Consider the following 20,174-nt stretch of genomic DNA (forward strand, 5'->3'; position numbering starts at 1 on the left):
CAAAACTCGCCCAGCTTTTGATAACTGGACAGGATGCAGGGTGGAAGTCATAGCAAAGTCATATCGCCATACAAAGGGCCTGCGGCGTCGCAGCAGCACGTTCTTCGTCATCGGCGCCGCAATGCTTTCGCTTTCCGGCTGCCTGGCAGGCGGTATGGATTTTCTCAGCGAAGCCAAGGTCGACCGATCGGTGGCAACCGGCACGGTGCCGCAGACGCCGCCGAGTACCGATACGCTGTCGGACGAGATGACCGTGCGCAATGCCGTGACCTCGGCTGATGTGCAAAGGCTCGAGGGCCAACCGCTTCCCTGGGCGAATGCATCGACAGGCAGCGCCGGCGTCATCGATACGATCGTCGAGAATAACGAGTCGGGCCAGGTTTGCCGCCAGTTCCGCACGACGCGGCATTCCTATGTCGGCATCGCCAAATTCTACGGCAAGACCTGCCTCGTCGGCGGCGGCAACTGGCAGCTCTTGAGCTTCCAGCCGGAAAGCTGATCCGGCGGGAAAGCTGATCCGGCTCGCCGACAGGTTAACGCCCGACACCTTTCGGCCGAATGCTTAGCAAAGAGCTAACCATTCGGCGCAAAACACCCCACATCTCTCCATAGAAATAAGAAGTGATTAGCAACTCCGACGCACGATCAGCGTTGAGAGTGGTTGTCCCTGCCTATGCGGCGGGATGGCGCGAATTGTTATTGGGCTTTTGATTTCGGAATTTCGGGATGCCGGGCAAGGACGTGGCTTCCCGCATCGCAACACCGGCGGTTTGACATGCGCGATCCTTATAAAATTCTGGGCGTCAAGCGCGACGCGGCAGCGGACGAGATCAAGGCGGCCTGGCGCAATATGGCCAAGTCAGCCCATCCCGACCACAATCAGGGTGACCCGACGGCAACCGCCCGGTTCGCCGAGATCGGCCGCGCCTATGAAACGCTGAAGGACCCGCGCAAACGCAGCCTGTTCGACAATGCCGTGCGGATGGCGGAAGCCAAGAAGAACGAACAGACGATCATGCAGCAGCGCCAGGCCGCACGTGAGGCCGCAGTGCGCGCCAAGGCGGCGCAGGCCAATGCCGAGCGGGTGATGGAAGAGCTTGCGCGCGCCGCCCAGAAGGCCGCCGCCGACGGCTCCAGACAACAGGCAGGATCGGCCGAGCCCGCCGACGAGATGGTCGATCGCATTTTCGGCGCTCAGGCCCGCGCTGCGGCCGGCGGCCAGGCGCAGGCTCGCGCGCAACAGGCGCAATACCAGCAGGCCCAGAGCCAGCAGACACAGAATCAACAGGCCCAAAACCAGCAGGCTGGCGAGGCCGGCAGGCGCGTGGATGGCGACGCCGCCGAGGGTGAAACCAAGGGCGACGAGGAGGCCGGCGAGGCTGGGCCAAATGCCGGCGCCAACCTGCCGCTGCCGCTCAGCATCCTGACATCCCTGGTGCGCCGGTTCACCGGCGTCAAGGATACCGGCGTGGAAAAAGCCCCCGACGAGGTGGCGACGGCGACGGTGACGATCGACGACGTGCTGAAAAGCGGCTGGATCACCGCCTCACTGCCGGAGGGTCGCGAGATCGGTTTCGCGTTGCCGGCCGGCACCAAGGATGGTCACGAGCTGCGGCTCAAGGGACAAGGCTTCAAGCTGCCGGGCATGCAGCGGGGCGATGCCGTCATCAACATTCGCATTGCGCCCGATCCACGCTTCACGGTCGCCGGTTTCGATCTGCATGCGGTGCTGCCGCTCAGCATCGAAAATGCCGTGCTCGGCACCGAGGCGCGTATCGAAGGACCGAGCGGGCCGCTGAACGTGACGATCCCCGCATGGTCCGGCTCGGACAAGACGATTAGAATTCCCGGCCAGGGATTGCCTCGCGAAGAGGGCGGCAGAGGCGATCTCGTCGTCGAATTGCGCATTATCCTGTGGGAAAAGCCCGACGACAAAGTCACCGATCTCATGCGGAGCATGCGCGAAGGCCTGTTCCTGTGAAATATTTATGACTTTCGCACCCTTTGTTACGAAACCTAACAGTTGATGATCCAGGCCAAGCTTGAACCGATTAGCGGCCTATGCCATAGGCAGGATCAATCAGAATTCCTAGGGAGCGAAATATGGCTCAAGCATCCGGCCTCATGGCAGGCAAACGCGGCGTCATCATGGGTGTCGCCAACAATCGCTCGATTGCGTGGGGTATTGCCAAGGCCATTCATGCGCAGGGCGGAGAAGTCGCGCTCACCTACCAGGGCGATGCGCTGAAGAAGCGCGTCGAGCCGCTTGCCGCCGAAATCGGCGCAACGCTGGTCGGACACTGTGACGTTGCCGACGAAGCCACCATCGACGAGGTTTTCGCAAACGTCGAAAAGCTCTGGGGCAAGATCGATTTCCTGGTGCATGCGATCGGCTTCTCCGACAAGGACGAGCTCACCGGCCGCTACGTCGACACCTCGGCCGACAATTTCGCCAAGACGATGCAGATCTCCGTCTATTCCTTCACCTCGGTCGCACGCCGCGCCGAGAAGCTGATGACGGATGGCGGCGCTATGCTGACGCTGACCTATTACGGCGCCGAAAAGGTGATGCCGAACTATAACGTCATGGGTGTCGCCAAGGCCGCGCTCGAAGCGAGCGTCAAGTATCTGGCCGTCGACCTCGGACCGCAGAATATCCGCGTCAACGCCGTCTCGGCCGGCCCGATCAAGACGCTCGCAGCCTCCGGCATCGGCGATTTCCGCTATATTCTGAAGTGGAACGAATACAACGCGCCGCTGCGCCGCACCGTCACCATCGAAGAAGTCGGCGATGTCGGCCTCTATCTGCTGTCCGATCTCTCGCGCTCCGTCACCGGCGAAGTGCACCATGCCGACAGCGGCTATCATGTCATCGGCATGAAGGCGGTCGACGCCCCTGACATTTCGGTCGTCAAGGACTGAAGCATTCCCGGAGCAGAGACCGTGCTTATCTACGTGATCAGACACGGTCAGACCGACTGGAATGCCGAGCGCCGCCTGCAGGGCCAGAAGGACATCCCGATGAACGCCACGGGCCTGGAACAGGCCCGGCAGAACGGGGTGGCGCTTGGCGAAATTCTCGGCGACACGGTCGATGAATTCGATTTCGTCGCAAGCCCGCTGCAACGCACGCGCGCGACCATGGAAATCGTCCGCGGCGCCATGGGCCTGCCGCCGTTTGCCTATCGCACCGATCCGAGGCTGGTCGAGATCTCCTTCGGTGACTGGGAGGGCTCGACGCTCAAGGAGCTGAAGGCCACGCAGCGCGAGCGGGTGGCCGAACGCAATGCTTCGAAATGGGATTTCATCCCGCCCGGCGACGACGCGGAAAGCTACGAGATCCTCTCCTGGCGCACCGGCTCATGGCTGCAATCCGTCGACCGCCCGACCGTCTGCGTCACCCATGGCGGCGTCATCCGCACACTGTTCCAGATGATCGCCGACCTGCCGAAGAGCAGCGCTGCCGAAGGCGGGATCCCGCAGGACCAGATTGTCAGGATCAATACTACTGAGCGGACGATCGTCTGGCTGTAGGGCGTTGCCGCATCTTAGCCCGCGATAGGCTCACTTTGTGGGATTGGGGATGCCGACGAGTTGTTCGGCTATGATGTGGATCGGGATTTCCGGCTGGTTAGAGGTAAAACCGTTCAGCTCGAGAAGGCCGGCTGCAAAAGCGATAAGTTTAGGCTTGGGGGCTTCGAAGGGTACCGGCTTCAATGGCCAGTCCTTCGATATCGTTGCTGCTAGCGACCCAAACGCCAGCCTCTTCATCCCAATAGCACGCACGACGATCGAAGCATGCTTCATGCCATCCTCCGCGGACCCGCCCTACTTGACGATATCGAGATCGTTGATGACGCGCTTGCCGTCGACCTCGGTATAGAAGACGATCACCTTCACGCCGGCTTCGAGGCCGTCGAAATTGAATTCCTCAGGCGCCTGATAGGTTTTGCCGTCGTCGAGCGTCAGCACCAGATTGGCGGTATCGACCTTCTTGATCGTCGCCTCGACATCGGCGCTCTCGGCAAAACCGCTCATCGGCGACAGGAAACTTGCTGTTGCCAAAAGCGTGGCGACGACGAAACGCATGGCGACAATCCTTTTCAGACGCTGCACGAGAACATGACTGGCCACAGATAGCCTCCTGAATATGGCGAAAATTGCCCGGAAGAATGGCTTTTCCCGCCTAATTGATGAATAGGATTTTAAATATAATCAAGACGCCGTGTTAACCGCTGCTTTTGCCTTCCCATGATTTTTGGCATCGCTTGCGGGCAATCGTAAATTAACCCCCACGCCCTAAAGTCGCCCGGAAGACGGGAGTTTCATTTTGCTATTCAGGCTGAGCGACAACAAGCAGTTACGGCGCGTGTTGAAGAATACCCGCGTTTCGTTTCTGGTTTCATCGCTTGTCGCCCTTGTCGTCATCATGGTCGGCTTCGGCCTCGACCGGGCCAATACTCAATCCTATGAGCGCGAACTTCATATCCGCACCGAAAGCGAGGCAAACCTCATCCGCGCCCGGGTGATGGCTGAGATCAATATGGACCTCAGCATGGTCCGCGATCTTGCCAATCTGATCTCCGTCAGTGCGGCAAACGGCGAGGAGATGGAGCGGCAGATCAACTGGCTGCTGATCCAGAATCCGTCCTTCATTCACATCGCCGTCGCACCGGATTTCATCATCGACAACGTCTATCCCCGGCTACCCGGCAATGAGGAGATCGGCCGCGACGTGCGCGCAACGCTGTTTTCACGCCAGGCGATGACGCCGGCGGCCGCCGATCTGTCGGCGCGCTTTTATGGCCCTGTCAGCACCGACGGCCGGGACGGCTTTGCCATATTCTTCCCGGTTTTCGTCAAGGAGAACGGCCAACGGCGGCTCTGGGGGGCGGTCGAGCTCGTCATCGACCAGCAGATGTTCTACGAGGCGACCGGGCTGATGCCGGCGCGCGACCGCGAGAACCGGGAACGTTTTCCGCATCTCAACCATCTATCAATCGCCCTCCGGGATACCGGCTCATCGGCGAGGGCCGCGACAACCGCGCCGTTCTTCGGGTCGTCCGAGATCGATGACAAGGATCCTATGCGCCAGAAGATCGGCTTTGCCGGCGGCAAGTGGGAACTTTCCGTCGTTCCGAACAGCGGCTGGCACGCGATACCGGAGAACCAGACCGAGCTGCGGCTGATCGTCGTTGCCGCCGGCTGCATCATCATCATCCCGATCTTCTTCGCGACCCTCCTGCTTGGGGAGCGCAATCGCAATATCACCGAGCTCGAGACGCGCGAAGCGAAACTCAAGGAATTGTCGCAACGGCTCGATCTGGCGTTGGAATCCTCGAATATCGGCATCTGGGAGCTGGATGATCATTCGAGCAGCCTGCTCTGGGATGCACGTGCGGCGGCCCTGCACGGCAAGCCGGCGCAGGAAGGAAGCCGGGCGCTCGACGAATGGCTAACGGCGATCCTGCCCGAGGACCGCGAGATCGCCGAAGTGCATTTCTTCAGCTGCAGCATCGCCGGTGCCGCCTGCACGGCGCAGTACCGTATCGTGCCAGCCGATGGCGGCATCCGTCACCTGCGCTCGGTCGGCGCCTTCTATACCGATGCCGGCGGCGTCAGCAGGACGATCGGCATCGTCTGGGACGTGACCGCCGATGCGGAGACGACCGATACGCTGCGCAAGGCGAAAGACATGAGCGAGGTCAAGAATGCCGAGCTGGAGCTGGCGCTTGAAGAGCTTTCCAGCCGCGAGGGACAACTCGCCGAGCTGTCGAGCCGGCTCGACCTGGCGCTCAACTCCTATCAATGCGGCATCTGGGAAGCGCGGCCCGACCGGGGCGGCTCGATCTGGAACGAGCGCATGCACGAGCTCTATGGGCTTGCGCCGCGCAACGGCTTCATGACCGAGGAGACCTGGCTTGGCTGCATCCACCCCGAGGATCGGGGTCTGGCGCTCGAAAGCGCGCGCCACTTCAAGAAAAATGGCGATACCCACACCCTCGTCTGTCGGGTGATCGTCGATGGCGGCGCGGTGCGCTATGTCCGCTCCGTCGGCAAGGTCCACCAGACGGGGACCGGCGAGATGAAGATCATGGGCATCGCCTTCGATGCCACCGAAGACGTGCTAATGACGATCCGGCTGAAAGCCGCCAAGGACGAGGCGGTCGCCAAGAATATCGAGCTCGAGCTTGCCAAGAACAGGATCGAGCACAATTCGCTGCACGACCCGCTGACCGCGCTTGCCAATCGCCGCAAGCTCGATATCGCGCTCGAAGAATTGACGAATGACGGCCGCCGGCAGCGGCAGAAATTCTCGATCCTGCACATCGACCTCGACCGCTTCAAGGACATCAACGACACGCTTGGCCATGCCGCCGGCGATGCCATGCTGGTGCACGCCTCGAAGGTGCTCGCCAAGAATGTCCGCGGCAGCGATATCGTCGCCCGCATCGGCGGCGACGAATTCGTCATCCTCGCCCTTGATGTCGGCGACACGGAGATGGCACAGCTTTCGGCGCGGATCATCGAAGAGATGCGCCAGCCGATCGATTTCCAGGGTTTTTCCTGCCGCTGCGGCGTGTCGATCGGCGTGGCGCTTGCCAACGGCATTCACGTCGATGCGCGCAAGGTGCTGATCAATGCCGATATCGCGCTCTACCGCGCCAAGAGCACGGGCCGCAACCGCTTCGAATTCTTCAATCACAATCTCCAGGCCGATATCGTCAACACCAAGCGCACGGCCGACGAGATCCTCGCCGGCATCGACAATGGCGAGTTCACCGCCTGGTACCAGCCGCAATTCTCAGCCCGGACGATGGAACTGACGGGTGTGGAGGCGCTGGTGCGCTGGAAACATCCGACCAAGGGGTGGCTGACGCCAGACAAGTTCCTGCGCATCGCCGACGAGATCAATGTCGTGCAGATGCTCGACAGGATCGTGCTGGAAACGGCGCTGCGCGACAAGATGCGCTGGACGGCGCAAGGCATTGCCGTGCCCAAGGTCTCGGTCAATGTTTCGGCGCGGCGGCTGCATGACGGCAGCCTGCTGGAATCGCTCGCCGACCTGCATATCCGCCCCGGCGAGCTTTCCTTCGAACTGGTGGAATCGATCTTCCTCGACGAGAGCGAGGACGTCGTCTCGCACAATCTCGAGCACATCAAGGCGCTCGGCATCGATATCGAGATCGACGATTTCGGCACCGGCCATACCTCGATCGTCAGCCTGTTGAAGCTGAAGCCCAAGCGCCTGAAGATCGACCGCCAGCTGGTGCAGCCGATCGTCGGCGCAACACAGGAGCGGGCGCTGGTCCGCTCGATCATCGACATCGCCCGCTCGCTCGGCGTCGAGACGGTGGCCGAAGGGGTGGAGACGGCGGCCCATGCCGAACTGCTGCGCGATCTCGGCTGCGACATCCTGCAGGGCTATGCCTTCTCGCGGCCGCTCTCCTTCGACGATTTCACCACCGAGGCCACCGGCACGGGATGGCGGCTGGCATCCTGACCGCCTTCCTTTGATAGGGACGGAAATAGCATTTCCGCCACCGCCGGTTTGACGCAAAGAAAGGCTTTTGCCTCGACGGTTTTTTGGCCTATGAGTGTCGCGCCTTTTCAAGCAATGGCGCAACCGGCTTTGGCGCGCCACCGTGGGAACACATGTCGCACAATACATTCGGTCACCTCTTCCGCGTAACCACCTGGGGCGAAAGCCATGGTCCGGCGCTCGGCTGCGTCGTCGATGGCTGCCCTCCGGGGCTGCGCTTCAAGCTCGAGGACCTGCAGGTCTGGCTCGACAAGCGCAAGCCCGGGCAATCCCGCTTCGTGACGCAGCGGCGCGAGGACGACCTGGTGAAGGTACTCTCCGGCGTCATGCTCGACGCCGACGGCGAGACGATGACGACAACCGGCACGCCGATCTCGATGCTGATCGAAAACACCGACCAGCGCTCCAAGGATTACGGCGAGATCGCCCGGCAATTCCGCCCCGGCCATGCCGATTTTACCTATGACCTCAAATACGGCATTCGCGATTATCGCGGCGGCGGCCGCTCCTCGGCGCGCGAGACCGCAGCAAGGGTCGCCGCCGGCGGCATCGCCCGGCTGGTCGTGCCCGGTGTCACGGTGCGCGGCGCCCTGGTGCAGATCGGCAAGCACAAGATCGACCGCCGCAACTGGGATTGGGATCAGGTCGGCCAGAACCCGTTCTTCTCCCCCGATGCGGCGATCGTGCCTGTGTGGGAAGAATATCTCGACGGCATCCGCAAGACGGGCTCCTCAATCGGCGCCGTCGTCGAAGTGATCGCCGAAGGCGTGCCGGCCGGCCTCGGCGCGCCGATCTATGCCAAGCTCGACCAGGACATCGCCTCGCTGCTGATGTCGATCAACGCCGTCAAGGGCGTCGAGATCGGCAATGGTTTTGCCGCCGCCGAAACCTCAGGCGAAGACAATGCCGACGAGATGCGCATGGGCAATGACGGCACGCCGATCTTCCTTTCCAACAATGCCGGCGGTATTCTCGGCGGGATCTCGACCGGACAGCCTGTCGTGGCACGTTTCGCCGTCAAGCCGACTTCGTCGATCCTGACCGAGCGCCAGTCGATCGATGCCGACGGCAAGAATGTCGATGTCCGCACCAAGGGCCGGCACGACCCCTGCGTCGGCATCCGCGCCGTGCCGATCGGCGAGGCGATGGTCGCCTGCGCCATCGCTGACCATTATCTTCGCGACCGCGGCCAGACCGGCCGCCTGAAATAGGAGCGCCCCATGTCGTATGATCAAAAGCGCGTCGTCGACGCCATCCGGGCTTTCGAGGCCGGCGAGATCGTCGTCGTCATGGACGACAATGACCGCGAGAACGAGGGTGACCTGATTGTCGCCGCCGTGCACACCACGCCGGAGAAGATGGCCTTCATCGTGCGCCACACATCCGGCATCGTCTGTGCGCCGATGCCGAAGGAAGAGGCCAAGCGCCTCAACCTCAACGCCATGGTGGCGGAAAACGACTCGGCCCATACGACGGCCTTCACCGTCTCGGTCGATTTCAAGCACGGCACGACGACCGGCATTTCCGCCGACGACCGGACCCTGACGGTGCGCAACCTCGCCAATCCGAATGTGGGCGCCGCCGATTTCGTCCGGCCCGGCCACATCTTCCCGCTGGTTTCGCGCGAAGGCGGCGTGCTAATGCGCTCCGGCCATACGGAAGCGGCCGTCGACCTCTGCAAACTCGCCGGCCTGCCGCCGATCGGCGTCATCTCGGAACTCGTCAATGACGACGGCACCGTCACGCGCGGCCCGCAGGTGGTCGATTTCGCCGAGCAGCACGGGTTGAAGCTCGTCTCCGTCGCCGATCTCATTGCCTATCGCCAGCGCAAGGAAACGTTGGTCGAGCACGGCACGAGCTTCGACATCGACACACCGTTCGGCAAGGCCAAGGCTCATACCTATTCCCTGCCCTGGGACCCGATGCAGCATCTCGCCGTCGTCTTCGGCGACATCCGCGACGGCGTCGACATCCCGGTGCGCCTGCATCCGGAAAATGTCGCCGAGGATCTCTTCGGCAAGAACAGCCCGGTCGATTTCTACATGCAGAAGATTTCCGAGGAAGGCCGCGGCGTCATCGTCTACCTGCGCGAAGGCTCGGTCGGCGTCGGCCACCACGACAACGGCCGCAAGGCCCGCAACCAGGGCCGCGAAGCCCATGCCGAAGCGCAGAGCCGCGACAGCGAATGGCTGGAAATCGGCCTCGGCGCCCAGATCCTCAAGGACCTCGGCGTCAGCTCGATCAAGCTGCTCACCAGCCGCGAGCGCCACTATGTCGGGCTGGAAGGTTTCGGGATCAAGATCAGCAAGACGGAGATTTGCTGAGGCTCGGAGAAAGCCCCCTCCCCACAAGGGGGAGGGGTTGGGGAGGGGTTTTATCCTCTCCAGCCGTCGAGCAACACAACCTTCTCTACCCCCGCAAACCGCGCCAGCCGCTCCAGCTCGGCTTCCAGCCTCTCAAGCCGCGCGGCTGACGGCTTCACGCCAGGCTCCAGCCAGAGCCGCTTGACATCGAGCGTCGACTTTTTCCGATCCGCCTTCATGTCGATGCGGCCGATCAGCCTGTCACCTTCGAGCAGCGGGAAGACGTAATAGCCATATTCGCGCTTCGGCTCGGGGACGAAAATCTCGATGCGGTAGAAGAAGCCGAACAGGCGTTCGGTGCGGTTGCGGTCGCGGATCATCGGGTCGAAGGGGCTGAGTACGCGGATGCGCGGCGGTGCGCCGGGGTAGTTGTCGAGCGTCGAGAGGAAATCGGCAAAGGCCCAGGAGGGGCGCGGCTTGGCCCCGAGCGCCGGTTCGATCAGCACTTCGGCGAGCTCGTCGCGATGGGCTGATACCCAGGCCTTGGCTTCCTCAGGCGAGACCAGGTTCCAGAAGGCCGATATCTCGCCATGGGTGGCAAAGCCGAGGCGGGAGAGCGCGCTGCGGCAGGCCCAGTCGATAAAGTCCTCCCGGCTCACCTCCGGCTCACGGAATTCGGCCGGGATGACGCGCTCGGTGAGATCGTAGATCTTCTGGAAGTTCGAGCGGCCGGCGATGGCGAACTTGCCGGTGTGCCAGAAATATTCGAGCGCCGTCTTGTTCGGATGCCAGTTCCACCAGCCGCCGGAAACATGGCCGTCGGCCTTGATGTCGCGCGCCAGGATCGCCCCGTCGCGCTCGACGCGCTGATAGGTCTCCTCGAAGGCCGCCTCGAAGCCCTCGCCGCGCCATTTGCGCCAGCGCTCGACGATGACCTTCTCCTGATGGCGGAACTTGTGCTTCCAATAGACGAAGAAGGCGCTCGGCAGGATCGAGGCGTCGTGCGTCCAGTGCTCGAACAGCGCGCCGTCCTTTTCGAGCAGTGCCGTCAGATGCTCGCGCCGATAAGTCTGGTTGCGGGAGAACAGGATCTGATGATGCGCCCGCTCGACCGTCTGGATGCTGTCCACCTGAACGAACCCCAGCTCGCCGATCAGTTGCAGCAGCCCCTGCTTGGTCAAAGCGCGGTTCGGCGGGGCGCTGAGGCCCTGCTTGGCGAGGAAGACCCGGCGGGCGTCGGAATTGGAGAGCAGATTCGTCATGGATACATCATAACGCGGAAAATCTTCCTAGCCACCCGATATCGCTATCGGATGTCGACAGCGAGGTTTGCTCTTTGTAGAAGCACTGCTGTCAGGTCGGCGCCAATGACTGCCCCTCACCCTAACCCTCTCCCCGTTTTGACGTGGAGAGGGGACGTGCCAGACGCAGCGTCGAGGTAGAAGGAGATGGTGCGGCATATCCCCTTCTCCCCGCCTGCGCGGAGAAGGTGGCGGCAGCCGGATGAGGGGCCGGGATCGGCAATCTCCTCCGATGAAAAATGCGAGGAACTGGTTTGGACATACACTTCGAAGGCGCCGGGGTTAGTTTCGGAACGCGGGTGGCGCTCGCGCCGCTCACGCTCGGCATCAGCGGCAAACGCATCGGCGTCATCGGGCTCAATGGCTCGGGCAAGACCACGTTTGCGCGGCTGATCAACGGGCTGACCAAGCCGACGGTCGGGCGGGTCACCGTCAACGGCCGCGACACGGCCGACGAGAAGACGGCGGCAGCCGATGTCGGCTTCATCTTTCAGTCGCCGCAGAACCAGATCATCATGCCGATCGTCCGGGACGACATCGCCTTCGGGCTGAAGCGGCGCGGCTTCACCAAGGCGGAGATCGAGGCGAAAGTCGAGGGCGTGCTGGCCCGCTTCGGCGCCGAGGCGCTGGCCGGGCGGCGGGCGCACGAGCTTTCCGGCGGCGAGCTGCAGGTGGCAGCCCTCTGCTCGGTGCTGGCGACGGGGCCCGGTATTCTGATCCTCGACGAACCCACAAACCAGCTCGATCTCAAAAACCGGGCGCTGGTCGAAGGAATTATCGCCGGACTTGCCGAAAGCGCCATCGTCATCACCCATGATCTGGAGCTGATCGCCGGTTTCGAGCGGGTGCTGCTGTTTCATGAAGGGCGGCTTGCCGCGGATGCGCCGGCGACTGAGGCGATCGCCCGCTACAGGGAGATCGCCCTCTGATGCAGTCGCTCTATGTCGAAGGCAACAGCGCAATGCATCGGCTTTCGCCGCGGGTGAAACTGCTGTCGCTTGCGATCTTCAGCATCGTGCTGTTCATCACCGGCAATCTCGTGCTGCTGTCTCTCGCCTTGCTGGCGGCGGCGATCCTCTATCGCATGGTCGGCCTGCCGATTGGCGCCGCGCTGAGGCGGCTCCGGCCGATCTTTCTGACGATCGCGGTCGTCGCGCTCTTCAACCTGCTCTTCAATCCCTGGCAGCAGGCGCTCGTGCCGCCGCTGCGGCTGACGGCGCTGATGCTGCTTGCCGCCGCCGTGACGGCGACGACGTCGATCACCGCCTTCATCGACGAAGTGACGGCACTTGCCCGCCCGCTGGAGCGTACGGGCCGGGTGCGGGCCGACGATATCGGCCTGGCGCTGGGCCTGGTCTTGCGTTTCGTGCCTGAAATCGTCGACCGTTACCAGGCGATCCGCGAGGCACACAGGGCGCGCGGGCTGAAGGTCCGGCCGGCGAGCCTGCTTGCGCCGCTGATCATCCTGACGCTCAAGGATGCGGATAATATCGCCGCGGCGATTGACGCGCGCGGCATTCGACGGCATGGAAGTTAATCAATTTTAACCACGGAATTCATGATGAGCACCCGCGACCTCGTTCTCACCGCCCTCTTTGCCGCAATCATCGTGGCGCTCGGCCTGCTGCCGCCGATCCCGCTCGGCTTCATTCCGGTGCCGATCACCGCGCAATCGCTCGGCGTCATGATGGCCGGCGTCGTGCTCGGCGCCCGGCGCGGCGCCATTGCCGTGCTGATCGTGCTCTTGCTCGTCGCCATCGGCCTGCCGGTGCTTTCCGGCGGCCGCGGCGGGCTTGCGATCTTCGCCTCGCCGACGGCCGGCTTCCTCATCGGCTGGATCTTTGCCGCCTTCGTCACCGGTTACCTCAGCGAGCGGCTGATCAACGACCGGCAGTCCGGCCTGGTGCAGACGGTCAGCTTCTTCCTCACCGCCATGGTCGGCGGCATCGTCGTGCTCTATGCTTTCGGCATCACCTATCTCGCGACGGTTGCCGGTCTCGGCTTCCCGAAAGCCTTCGTCGGCTCGATGGCTTTCGTTCCCGGCGATGTGATCAAGGCCTTCGTCGCCGCGCTCCTCGGCCGCGCCGTCATGGTCGGCTATCCCCTGCTGCCGGCGCGCGCATAGCCGTCCCAATGGCAAATACTGGCAATGGCCGTCTTCGTCAGAAGGCGGCCATTATGCGTTAATGGCCGCGTCAATCCATCGCCCGCCGTCGGAAGCGAGCCACGCGTCTTTATGCCGGTACGTTGGGATAAGGGATCGTCCGCGTTGCGATCTCGGCATAGCCCCGGAATCCGGGCAACAAAAAACCGCCTTGAGGCGGTCGGGCATTCTATCGATTTGAGATTGATTTAGTCTCCTCCACCTCCGTCGCTGCCGTCACAGCCGCCGCCGTCGTCTGAGGCGTCGAAGCCACCGCCATCGCCGGAGCTTCCTGAACTGCGCTTGCTGCTCGCGATTAGCAGGGCAACAAGAGGACAAAACATGCGAAGGGCATGGCATCCGAGAAAAATGTGTCCAATCAGTATCCTTTCGTTTGCATCGAGAAATCTTGTTTCCCCATGAGAATAATAGATTATTTTCTCGATCCGGACAATTGCTCCAGTATAAAACTTTTATGACATCCTGGATCGCGTCAAAACGCCCTCTCTTGTCACCGCCCTCCCGACCCTGCGCTGCTGTCGCTGCAGCGCAGGGTATCCGGCCCCGGGATGATTCAAGCTACCGCTCTTTGTGGGAAGAGCACGGCTTGCGGGGCAGCCTTGGCCCCAGCCACGATCAGCGGATCCCGATAGAGCCGAGGAGACGGTATTCCCAGCCTGGAGTGCAGCGTTGCGGCCGAGCCCGGCAGCAACGGGAGCAGGCAGCGGGCAACGATCGCAAGGCCGCAGACCTGCTCCGCCAGGCAAGCGCCAAGACGTTCGGCGGTCACCTTGCGATCCTCCGGAGCGGGATCGCCAAGCAGCGCTTTCGCATCAGCCCATGGTGCACCTTTTGTAAATCGCCGGTTCGCCTCACCGACAAACTCGAAAATATCAGCGAGGCCGACATGCAGCTCGTAGGCATCGAAGGCCTCCGCCACCTTGCCCGGAAGGCGGTAAGCTTTCTGCACGAACTCGCTCTCCGGTACGGGCGGTACGATGCCGCCGAACGACTGATATAAAAGGGTAAGCACCCGGTTGGCGAGATTGCCGAGCTGGCCTGCGAGCTCTCCCGCCCATGCGGCTTCGAGACGCTCGCCCGAGAAATCGCCGTCGTCTCCCGAGCGTATATGCCGGAGCAGGTAATATCGCAGCGCGTCCGGCGTTCCGTAGGCGTCGATGATGCCTTCGGGATCAATGCCGTTGCCGGCCGACTTGCCGATCTTCCTGCCGTCCACCGTGACATAGCCGTGCACCAGGATCGACGACGGCGGCGGCAGGCCGGCGGACAGCAGGATGGCCGGCCAGTAGATGGCGTGGAACTTGGAGATGCCCTTGCCGACGACGTGGATGCTTTCTCCGCGATTCCAATAGCGCTGCTGGAGCACCTGATCGGATCCGTGCCCCAGACCTGTAAGATAGTTCGCCAGGGCGTCGAACCAGACATAGACGACGTCACCTGCTTCGGGGCCACCCCCATCGGGAACCGGAACGCCCCAGCCTCGCGCCCGTTCGGCGCTGCGCGACACGCTGATGTCGGTCAGGCCACGCCGCAGCAGGGCAAGGACCTCGTTGCGCCGATGGGCTGGAACGATGCGAAGCTCACCAGTTTCGACGAGTTCACGGAGTTTGCCGCCATATCGGGATAGACGGAAGAACCAGTTCTCCTCACGGACGATCTCAAGAGCGATCCCATGTTCCGGGCAGCGCCCGTCATCGAGTTCCGATGGCTCGTAGAATTGCTCGCAGCCGACGCAGTAGAGGCCCTCATAGGCCTTGCGATAGAAGTCGCCGGTGTCAGCGCAGGCCCGCCATAAGGCGTGGACACAGGCGACATGCCTTGGATCACGGGAGGTGCAGACGAATTCCTGGTTGGAGATATCGAGCCGGCCGCCAAGGCGCTCGAACCTGTCGGCGTTGGCATTGACGAAGTCCCTCACCTGCAGTCCCGCGGCTTCCGCGGCCCTGACATTCTTCAGGCTGTTGTCATCGGTCCCGCACTGGAACCTGACGTCATGGCCGAGGAGCCTGAGATGACGGGCATAGGCATCGGCCTGGACGAGTTCCAGGGCAAAACCCACATGCGGCGCGGCATTCACATAGGGGATGGAAGTGGTGATATAGATATCCGCCTTGTTCATCGGTGTTTCCTTTCGAAGGCTGTTATTGCCGGCGAGACGGATCGACCCATGAAAAAAACCGCCTCGAGGGCGGTTGCTGGTGCATTATGGACGCACGAAACCCGCCACGCTATGAGCGCGGCATCATCATCACGAAAGTGCTGATCACGTTGTTGTCCATACCATTTTTCTAGCATCAAGCGTGGTTTCGAACAAGCGCGCTGTTTGGGCCGGCGCGCTTTGCCCTCCCGTTGAGCGCCCGCCTTGGCGGAGCTTATTCAACGATCGGTGAGCCGGCGGATCGGCATTCCTTCGTGAACCACTCCGTAAAACGACGCACCGGCTTTTTCGCCCAGGAACTGGTGATCAGGTAATATCCCTGGGTCTCGGCGGTCGAGATGTCCGAAAGCACGACGAGGTCGCCGCGATCGATCTCTCGCCGAAACACTTCGACCGGGCATAATGCGACCCCATGCCCGGCTATTACCGCCGTGGCAAGGATGTTGAAGTCCTGAAATATCGGCCCGCGAACCGGCTCGGGCGCCTTCATCTCAGTCTTCCGGAACCATTCTTTCCAGCCGTCGACGGATTCGTCGTGCAGCAGGTCGGCCGCTGCAAAGGGAATACTGCCGACAGTCCAATTCCGCTTGGCCAGATAATGAATGCTGGCCACCGGCTGGTTGCGGCGGGAGAAAAGCAGGCGGCTCTCCCGCCCTCCCGACAGGTCTTCCCCCATGGTGATGAGAACATCCAGGCTTTCGTCATCGAAGCGTTCCTCGGCTCTGGCGTAAACGATCCTGACGTCGAGATCGGGATCGCTCTCCCGGAACGACGGCAGTGCCGGAACCAGCCAGCGCGACGCGATCGAAGGAATGCAGCCGACCGTGATCGAACGCATATTGTGGTCTCTGCGCATGTTGCCGGTTGCATGGGCGATGGCTGCCAATGAGCCGGAGACGGCAAGATAATATTCGGCACCCGCTGGCGTCAGCGCCACGCCGCGCCCGGATTTTTGCAGCAGCTTGCGGCCGAGCCACGCCTCCAGATGTTTGAGCTGATGACTGATGGCCGCGTGGGTCACATGCAGTTCGTCTCCGGCCTTTGAGAGGCTCATCAGCCGAGCGGTCGCTTCGAAGGCTCTCAAGGCGTTCAGCGGCGGCAGTTGCATATGTTCGTATTCCTCACATGAGCGGCAGGGTTCATATGCCACCAGAAATCTCAAGACCTAGTCAAATCCTGCTTATATTGGCGCGACAAAATTCCCGCATCAAACTCACCGCGAGTCGAGTTCAGAGACTACATGTAACTTATTCTAACAGCTTTCTCAATTTTGTTCATTTGAAGCGAGCGTGGATTCCGGTGCCTATTGGGATCACGGAGATCAATGAAATCTCCGCCATTGGCGAGAGGAAAGAACATGTTTGTGAGAAGTCTAAAGGAAGTCGAGCAGACCGAGCGCTTCGTCGATTGGGGCAATGGCACGAGCCATCGCCTGCTGACGAATGATGACGGGATGGGGTTCACGGTCTGCCACACGGTCGTTCGCGCCAACACGCAAGCCCTGCTGCAGTATCGCAACCACCTGGAGGCCTGCTATTGCATCCAGGGCGAAGGCGAGGTCGAGGATATGGACGGCAACGTCTTCCCCATCGGCGTCGGCGACATCTACGTCCTCGATAAACATGATCGCCACTATTTGCGGGGTGGCAAGGACAAGGACCTCATTCTCGTCAGTGTCTTCAATCCACCTTTGAAAGGGACGGAACGTCACGATCTGAACAACAGTAGCGGTTCCGAATACTGAGCCGAGGGACGCGGCGGGGGTGCTGCAATCTTCCTGAGCGGCTCACGATCTTCATCATCCGCCGATCTCCGGCCGGGTCGCCCGTCCTTGGCGAACAGTTTGGCGATGTGATAGCAAGGATCGGAATTGCACGCTCTCGGTGCGGCGTGCCCCGGCTGGGTGGAAGGGTGCTGCCAGTGATCCGCACGAAGGTTGATACGCTGTGGTTCAAGCGGTGCTGCGCGTTTCACCTGCAGTTCCTTCCCGATCGCGAGGCGCTGTCAAAGCTCTGCGTCCTGCAAGACAGCATCGAGCGAGACAGCGCCGCGTCCCTCTCACGCGTCCCGGCCACAAGCCTGCACATGACGGTCGTCACCCTCGTTAATGCGGCAGCCCAATTCGGCATTCCGAACGAGGAGGTCTGGAAGCGGAACGGGGAACAATGGACGGAGATTGTCGAGAGACTGATCGACGAGACCCCACCCTTCGACGTTCATTTTCACGAGGTGGCGGCTTCGGAAGCGGCTATCTTCGTAAAAGCCGAGGAGCCGGCGGAATTGCACAGACTTCGCTCGGCCATTTCACAGGCCATCTGCTTCGAACAGTGGCGTCCAACCCCGCCCCGCATAGCGCATATAACGCTGTTCAGGTTTTTCGCCCAAGAGCCGGTGCCGGCGGTAAGTTTCGACGCAGGCTGTTTACCCATGGGAATGCGAGCTGGATCCCTCACCTTGCTGGAAGAGCACGTTTATCCAAACGTCGATATCAATATCCTCAGCGAACCGGTCCTCCGCGGCAAAAGCGCGGAATGCTAAAATGGTTAGCCCACCGGCGCCAGCCGGCTGATGGCAATCAGCGCATGAGCGGCAGCACCAAGCCGAGCCGGCTCAGCGCGCGGCTGCATTGCATCTCGTTCTTCATACAGGAGGTCTGCGGCGGCAGGCTCCGCCGCAGGTTGGGTTCTGTCGGTTCCAAACCGTCTGACACACTAGCGAACGGCTGCCAGTCTGGGGGCTCTCGCCGACTCCTCGCCTGGTCTGCGTGCCCAGGCTGCGTCCGGCTCGCGGACCTGGGTGCGACGATTGAGTTTAAAACGGCCAACCAGTTCGGTGAGCATTTGGGAATCTACTGCGAGGGAGTGGCCGATCGCCGTACTCTCTTCGACCATCGCCGCATTCTGCTGCGTCATCTGATCGATTGAATTCACTGCGCCGCTGATTTCCTGTAGGCCGATCGACTGTTCGCGTGAGGCAGTGGTGATCGCATCGACTTTGGCGTCGATTTCGGTGACGTAGCTAGCGATTTTTGAAAGTGCCTTGCCCGTTTCGTCGACGAGTTGAACGCCCGAGGCGACCTCATCGGTCGAGTTGCGGATCAGCGCAGTGATCTCCTTGGCTGCACTTGCCGAGCGCTGGGCAAGCTCGCGCACTTCCTGTGCCACGACTGCAAAGCCCTTGCCTGCATCTCCGGCTCGCGCCGCCTCGACGCCGGCATTAAGCGCCAACAGATTGGTCTGGAAGGCGATCTGGTCGATGACATTGATGATCTGGCTGATTTGGCCTGAGGCGTCCGCGATTCGTTTCATTGCCTGGACGGCTTCGCCCACCACCTGGCTGGAGGCGGTGGCGCAGTCCTTGGCTTCGCGAACGAGGTCGCGGGTTTCGGCTGTGCGTTCGGCCGAAGAACGCACCGTTGACGATACCTCTTCGAGGGATGCGGACGTCTGCTCGAGCGCTGCGGCCTGCTGTTCGGTGCGACGTGCAAGATTGTCTGCGGCACCGCGCATCTCCTGCGCCGAGGCCGAGAGATGTCCGGTCTTGGCCAGTACCTGTTCGAGCGTGGCCTGGAAGGTGGCAATCGAATTGTTGAAGTCGTGCCGCAGCGGTTCAAAGTCGGCGGCAAAGGGTTCATCGATCGTGGTACGGATATTGCAGTCCGCCAGTCGACCGAGGCCCGCGCCGAGTGTCTGAACGACTTGCTGCAGCAATTCTGCCTGCTGCGCCTGCAGGCGGCTGCGTTCGGCTGCGTCGCGTTGCGCGACGGCGCGGCTGTCATCCATTTCCTGCTGCAAGCGCTGACGCTCCATACCGGCATGGCGGAAGACTTCCACGGCGCCCGCGATCACGCCGATTTCATCCTTTCGCGACAGGAACGGCACAGATTTCGTGTAGTCGCCGCCTGCAAGCTCCTGCATGTTGTCGGCAATCGCGAAGAGCGGCCTGATGGCGCGACTGCGGACGAACCACAGGCCAAGCAGAAAGAGTGCAACCGAAACCGCGCTGCCCGACAGCGCAAGCGTCCTCGCCCGAACGCCGGCGGCCTCAGCGGCGGTCTCTGACTTTGCCAACCAGACATTGCTAAGCTGCGCCAGAACATTGACCTGCGCTTCATGCGCATGAAACGCGTCCTTCAGGTGATCAAGCGCTGCGTGAACGGCGTGTTCGTCCTCTTGGGAGACGGCAGAGGCATAGGTGCGCTCTACCTCGTCCCAGAAGACGTCCGCCGAGCTGTAGACACCCGACAGCCTGGCGCGGACTTCCGCGGGAAGGTCGGCCTTTGCCCAGAATGCCTTGCGATCCAGGTATCCCTTGTGAAGCTCGACAATGCGGCCGAGATTGGGATGCAACAGCTCGGTATGCACCGCACCCTCCGTCGCCAGCATATAGGCTTCGACGACGAAAATTGGCGGCGGCAGGATATCGGCAACCAGATCCTTGCCCTCGACGAGGCCGTTATAGACCGGACCCCTGACCCTTAACTCCTCGAAGGCCTTAGTCTGCAGACCAACAGCCAGGATCAAGCCTGCCGTAACGATGATTCCAAACAGCATGATGAGGCGGGAGACAGATAGATTTGGCACAGCGGCGACCTTTGTTTTGTTGGGGAGGAGTTACACAGGAGTGGAAAGCTTGGTCGTGGAACCTGCAAAGTATCTGGAGTTGCTTTGCGCCAGGAACTTGTTGGCAAGTTTGACGACGAAAG

General features: G+C 61.7%; 17 protein-coding genes and 1 pseudogene. 12 read left to right on the forward strand and 6 right to left on the reverse strand.

All coding sequences use genetic code 11. The annotated features are described in order from the left end of the window. Nucleotides 1–40 precede the first annotated feature (40 nt). The 4 genes from FHX03_RS02515 to FHX03_RS02530 all read left to right on the forward strand — a co-directional run bounded on the left by FHX03_RS02515 (nt 41) and on the right by FHX03_RS02530 (nt 3,534). On the forward strand, nt 41–499 hold the full coding sequence (locus tag FHX03_RS02515) for an RT0821/Lpp0805 family surface protein (RefSeq protein WP_003588112.1): 459 nt from the start codon (nt 41–43) through the stop codon (nt 497–499). 276 nt (nt 500–775) lie between these two features. Next, nucleotides 776–1,981: a J domain-containing protein gene (locus FHX03_RS02520; protein ID WP_183852466.1), complete on the forward strand. Its 1,206-nt coding sequence runs from the start codon at nt 776–778 to the stop codon at nt 1,979–1,981. A 122-nt stretch (nt 1,982–2,103) separates the two neighbouring features. Beyond that, the gene (gene fabI, locus FHX03_RS02525) at nt 2,104–2,922 is read left to right on the forward strand and encodes an enoyl-ACP reductase FabI (protein WP_049736024.1); all 819 of its coding nucleotides are present in this window, start codon (nt 2,104–2,106) and stop codon (nt 2,920–2,922) included. Between the two features lie 21 nt (nt 2,923–2,943). Beyond that, a complete protein-coding gene (locus tag FHX03_RS02530) occupies nt 2,944–3,534 on the forward strand; it encodes a histidine phosphatase family protein (protein ID WP_183852468.1) in 591 nt (196 codons plus the stop codon). Between the two features lie 30 nt (nt 3,535–3,564). Here the strand turns inward: FHX03_RS02530 and FHX03_RS34975 are convergent. After that, nucleotides 3,565–3,807: pseudogene (locus FHX03_RS34975) on the reverse strand (DUF1902 domain-containing protein). Nucleotides 3,808–3,828: 21 nt separating this feature from the next. Beyond that, nucleotides 3,829–4,089: a DUF1344 domain-containing protein gene (locus FHX03_RS02540; RefSeq protein ID WP_003569889.1), complete on the reverse strand. Its 261-nt coding sequence runs from the start codon at nt 4,087–4,089 to the stop codon at nt 3,829–3,831. Nucleotides 4,090–4,330: 241 nt separating this feature from the next. On the opposite strand from FHX03_RS02540, the gene FHX03_RS02545 reads away from it, so the two are divergent. From FHX03_RS02545 to ribB, 3 genes are all read left to right on the forward strand, one after another. After that, the gene (locus FHX03_RS02545) at nt 4,331–7,504 is read left to right on the forward strand and encodes an EAL domain-containing protein (RefSeq protein WP_183852470.1); all 3,174 of its coding nucleotides are present in this window, start codon (nt 4,331–4,333) and stop codon (nt 7,502–7,504) included. A 152-nt stretch (nt 7,505–7,656) separates the two neighbouring features. After that, nucleotides 7,657–8,754, forward strand: a complete 1,098-nt coding sequence (gene aroC / locus FHX03_RS02550) for a chorismate synthase (protein WP_183852472.1) — start codon at nt 7,657–7,659, stop codon at nt 8,752–8,754. 9 nt (nt 8,755–8,763) lie between these two features. Further along, nucleotides 8,764–9,867, forward strand: a complete 1,104-nt coding sequence (gene ribB / locus FHX03_RS02555) for a 3,4-dihydroxy-2-butanone-4-phosphate synthase (RefSeq protein ID WP_097624085.1) — start codon at nt 8,764–8,766, stop codon at nt 9,865–9,867. A 50-nt stretch (nt 9,868–9,917) separates the two neighbouring features. Here the strand turns inward: ribB and FHX03_RS02560 are convergent, their stop codons facing one another. Continuing rightward, the gene (locus FHX03_RS02560; RefSeq protein ID WP_183852475.1) at nt 9,918–11,108 is read right to left on the reverse strand and encodes a winged helix-turn-helix domain-containing protein; all 1,191 of its coding nucleotides are present in this window, start codon (nt 11,106–11,108) and stop codon (nt 9,918–9,920) included. Between the two features lie 293 nt (nt 11,109–11,401). Here FHX03_RS02560 and FHX03_RS02565 point away from each other — a divergent pair, with 293 nt between their 5' ends. The 3 genes from FHX03_RS02565 to FHX03_RS02575 are packed head-to-tail and all read left to right on the forward strand — an operon-like array spanning nt 11,402 to nt 13,272. Further along, a complete protein-coding gene (locus tag FHX03_RS02565; RefSeq protein ID WP_097624083.1) occupies nt 11,402–12,076 on the forward strand; it encodes an energy-coupling factor ABC transporter ATP-binding protein in 675 nt (224 codons plus the stop codon). Then, a complete protein-coding gene (locus FHX03_RS02570) occupies nt 12,076–12,684 on the forward strand; it encodes an energy-coupling factor transporter transmembrane component T family protein (protein ID WP_183852476.1) in 609 nt (202 codons plus the stop codon). Before FHX03_RS02565 ends, FHX03_RS02570 begins: the two co-directional genes overlap by 1 nt. 24 nt (nt 12,685–12,708) lie before the next feature. Next, nucleotides 12,709–13,272 carry a biotin transporter BioY gene (locus FHX03_RS02575; protein ID WP_012556795.1) on the forward strand — a complete coding sequence of 188 codons (564 nt, stop codon included), beginning with the start codon at nt 12,709–12,711 and terminating at the stop codon, nt 13,270–13,272. Nucleotides 13,273–13,864: 592 nt separating this feature from the next. On the opposite strand, the gene FHX03_RS02580 is transcribed toward FHX03_RS02575, so the two are convergent. Both FHX03_RS02580 and FHX03_RS02585 read right to left on the reverse strand, forming a co-directional pair. After that, nucleotides 13,865–15,430, reverse strand: a complete 1,566-nt coding sequence (locus FHX03_RS02580) for a methionine--tRNA ligase (protein WP_183852478.1) — start codon at nt 15,428–15,430, stop codon at nt 13,865–13,867. 253 nt (nt 15,431–15,683) lie between these two features. Further along, on the reverse strand, nt 15,684–16,577 hold the full coding sequence (locus FHX03_RS02585; protein ID WP_183852480.1) for a LysR substrate-binding domain-containing protein: 894 nt from the start codon (nt 16,575–16,577) through the stop codon (nt 15,684–15,686). A 249-nt stretch (nt 16,578–16,826) separates the two neighbouring features. Here FHX03_RS02585 and FHX03_RS02590 point away from each other — a divergent pair, with 249 nt between their 5' ends. Together FHX03_RS02590 and FHX03_RS02595 are read left to right on the forward strand one after the other, a co-directional pair. Then, complete coding sequence (locus FHX03_RS02590; protein WP_183852482.1) at nt 16,827–17,213, forward strand: ectoine synthase; 387 nt, start codon at nt 16,827–16,829, stop codon at nt 17,211–17,213. Nucleotides 17,214–17,389: 176 nt separating this feature from the next. Continuing rightward, a complete protein-coding gene (locus FHX03_RS02595; RefSeq protein WP_183852484.1) occupies nt 17,390–18,007 on the forward strand; it encodes a 2'-5' RNA ligase family protein in 618 nt (205 codons plus the stop codon). Nucleotides 18,008–18,180: 173 nt separating this feature from the next. Here the strand turns inward: FHX03_RS02595 and FHX03_RS02600 are convergent, their stop codons facing one another. Beyond that, nucleotides 18,181–20,052 carry a methyl-accepting chemotaxis protein gene (locus FHX03_RS02600; protein ID WP_239619825.1) on the reverse strand — a complete coding sequence of 624 codons (1,872 nt, stop codon included), beginning with the start codon at nt 20,050–20,052 and terminating at the stop codon, nt 18,181–18,183. Nucleotides 20,053–20,174 lie beyond the last annotated feature (122 nt).

Source organism: Rhizobium sp. BK456 (genome assembly GCF_014194045.1).
In the GTDB taxonomy this organism is placed as follows: Bacteria; Pseudomonadota; Alphaproteobacteria; order Rhizobiales; family Rhizobiaceae; genus Rhizobium; species Rhizobium redzepovicii.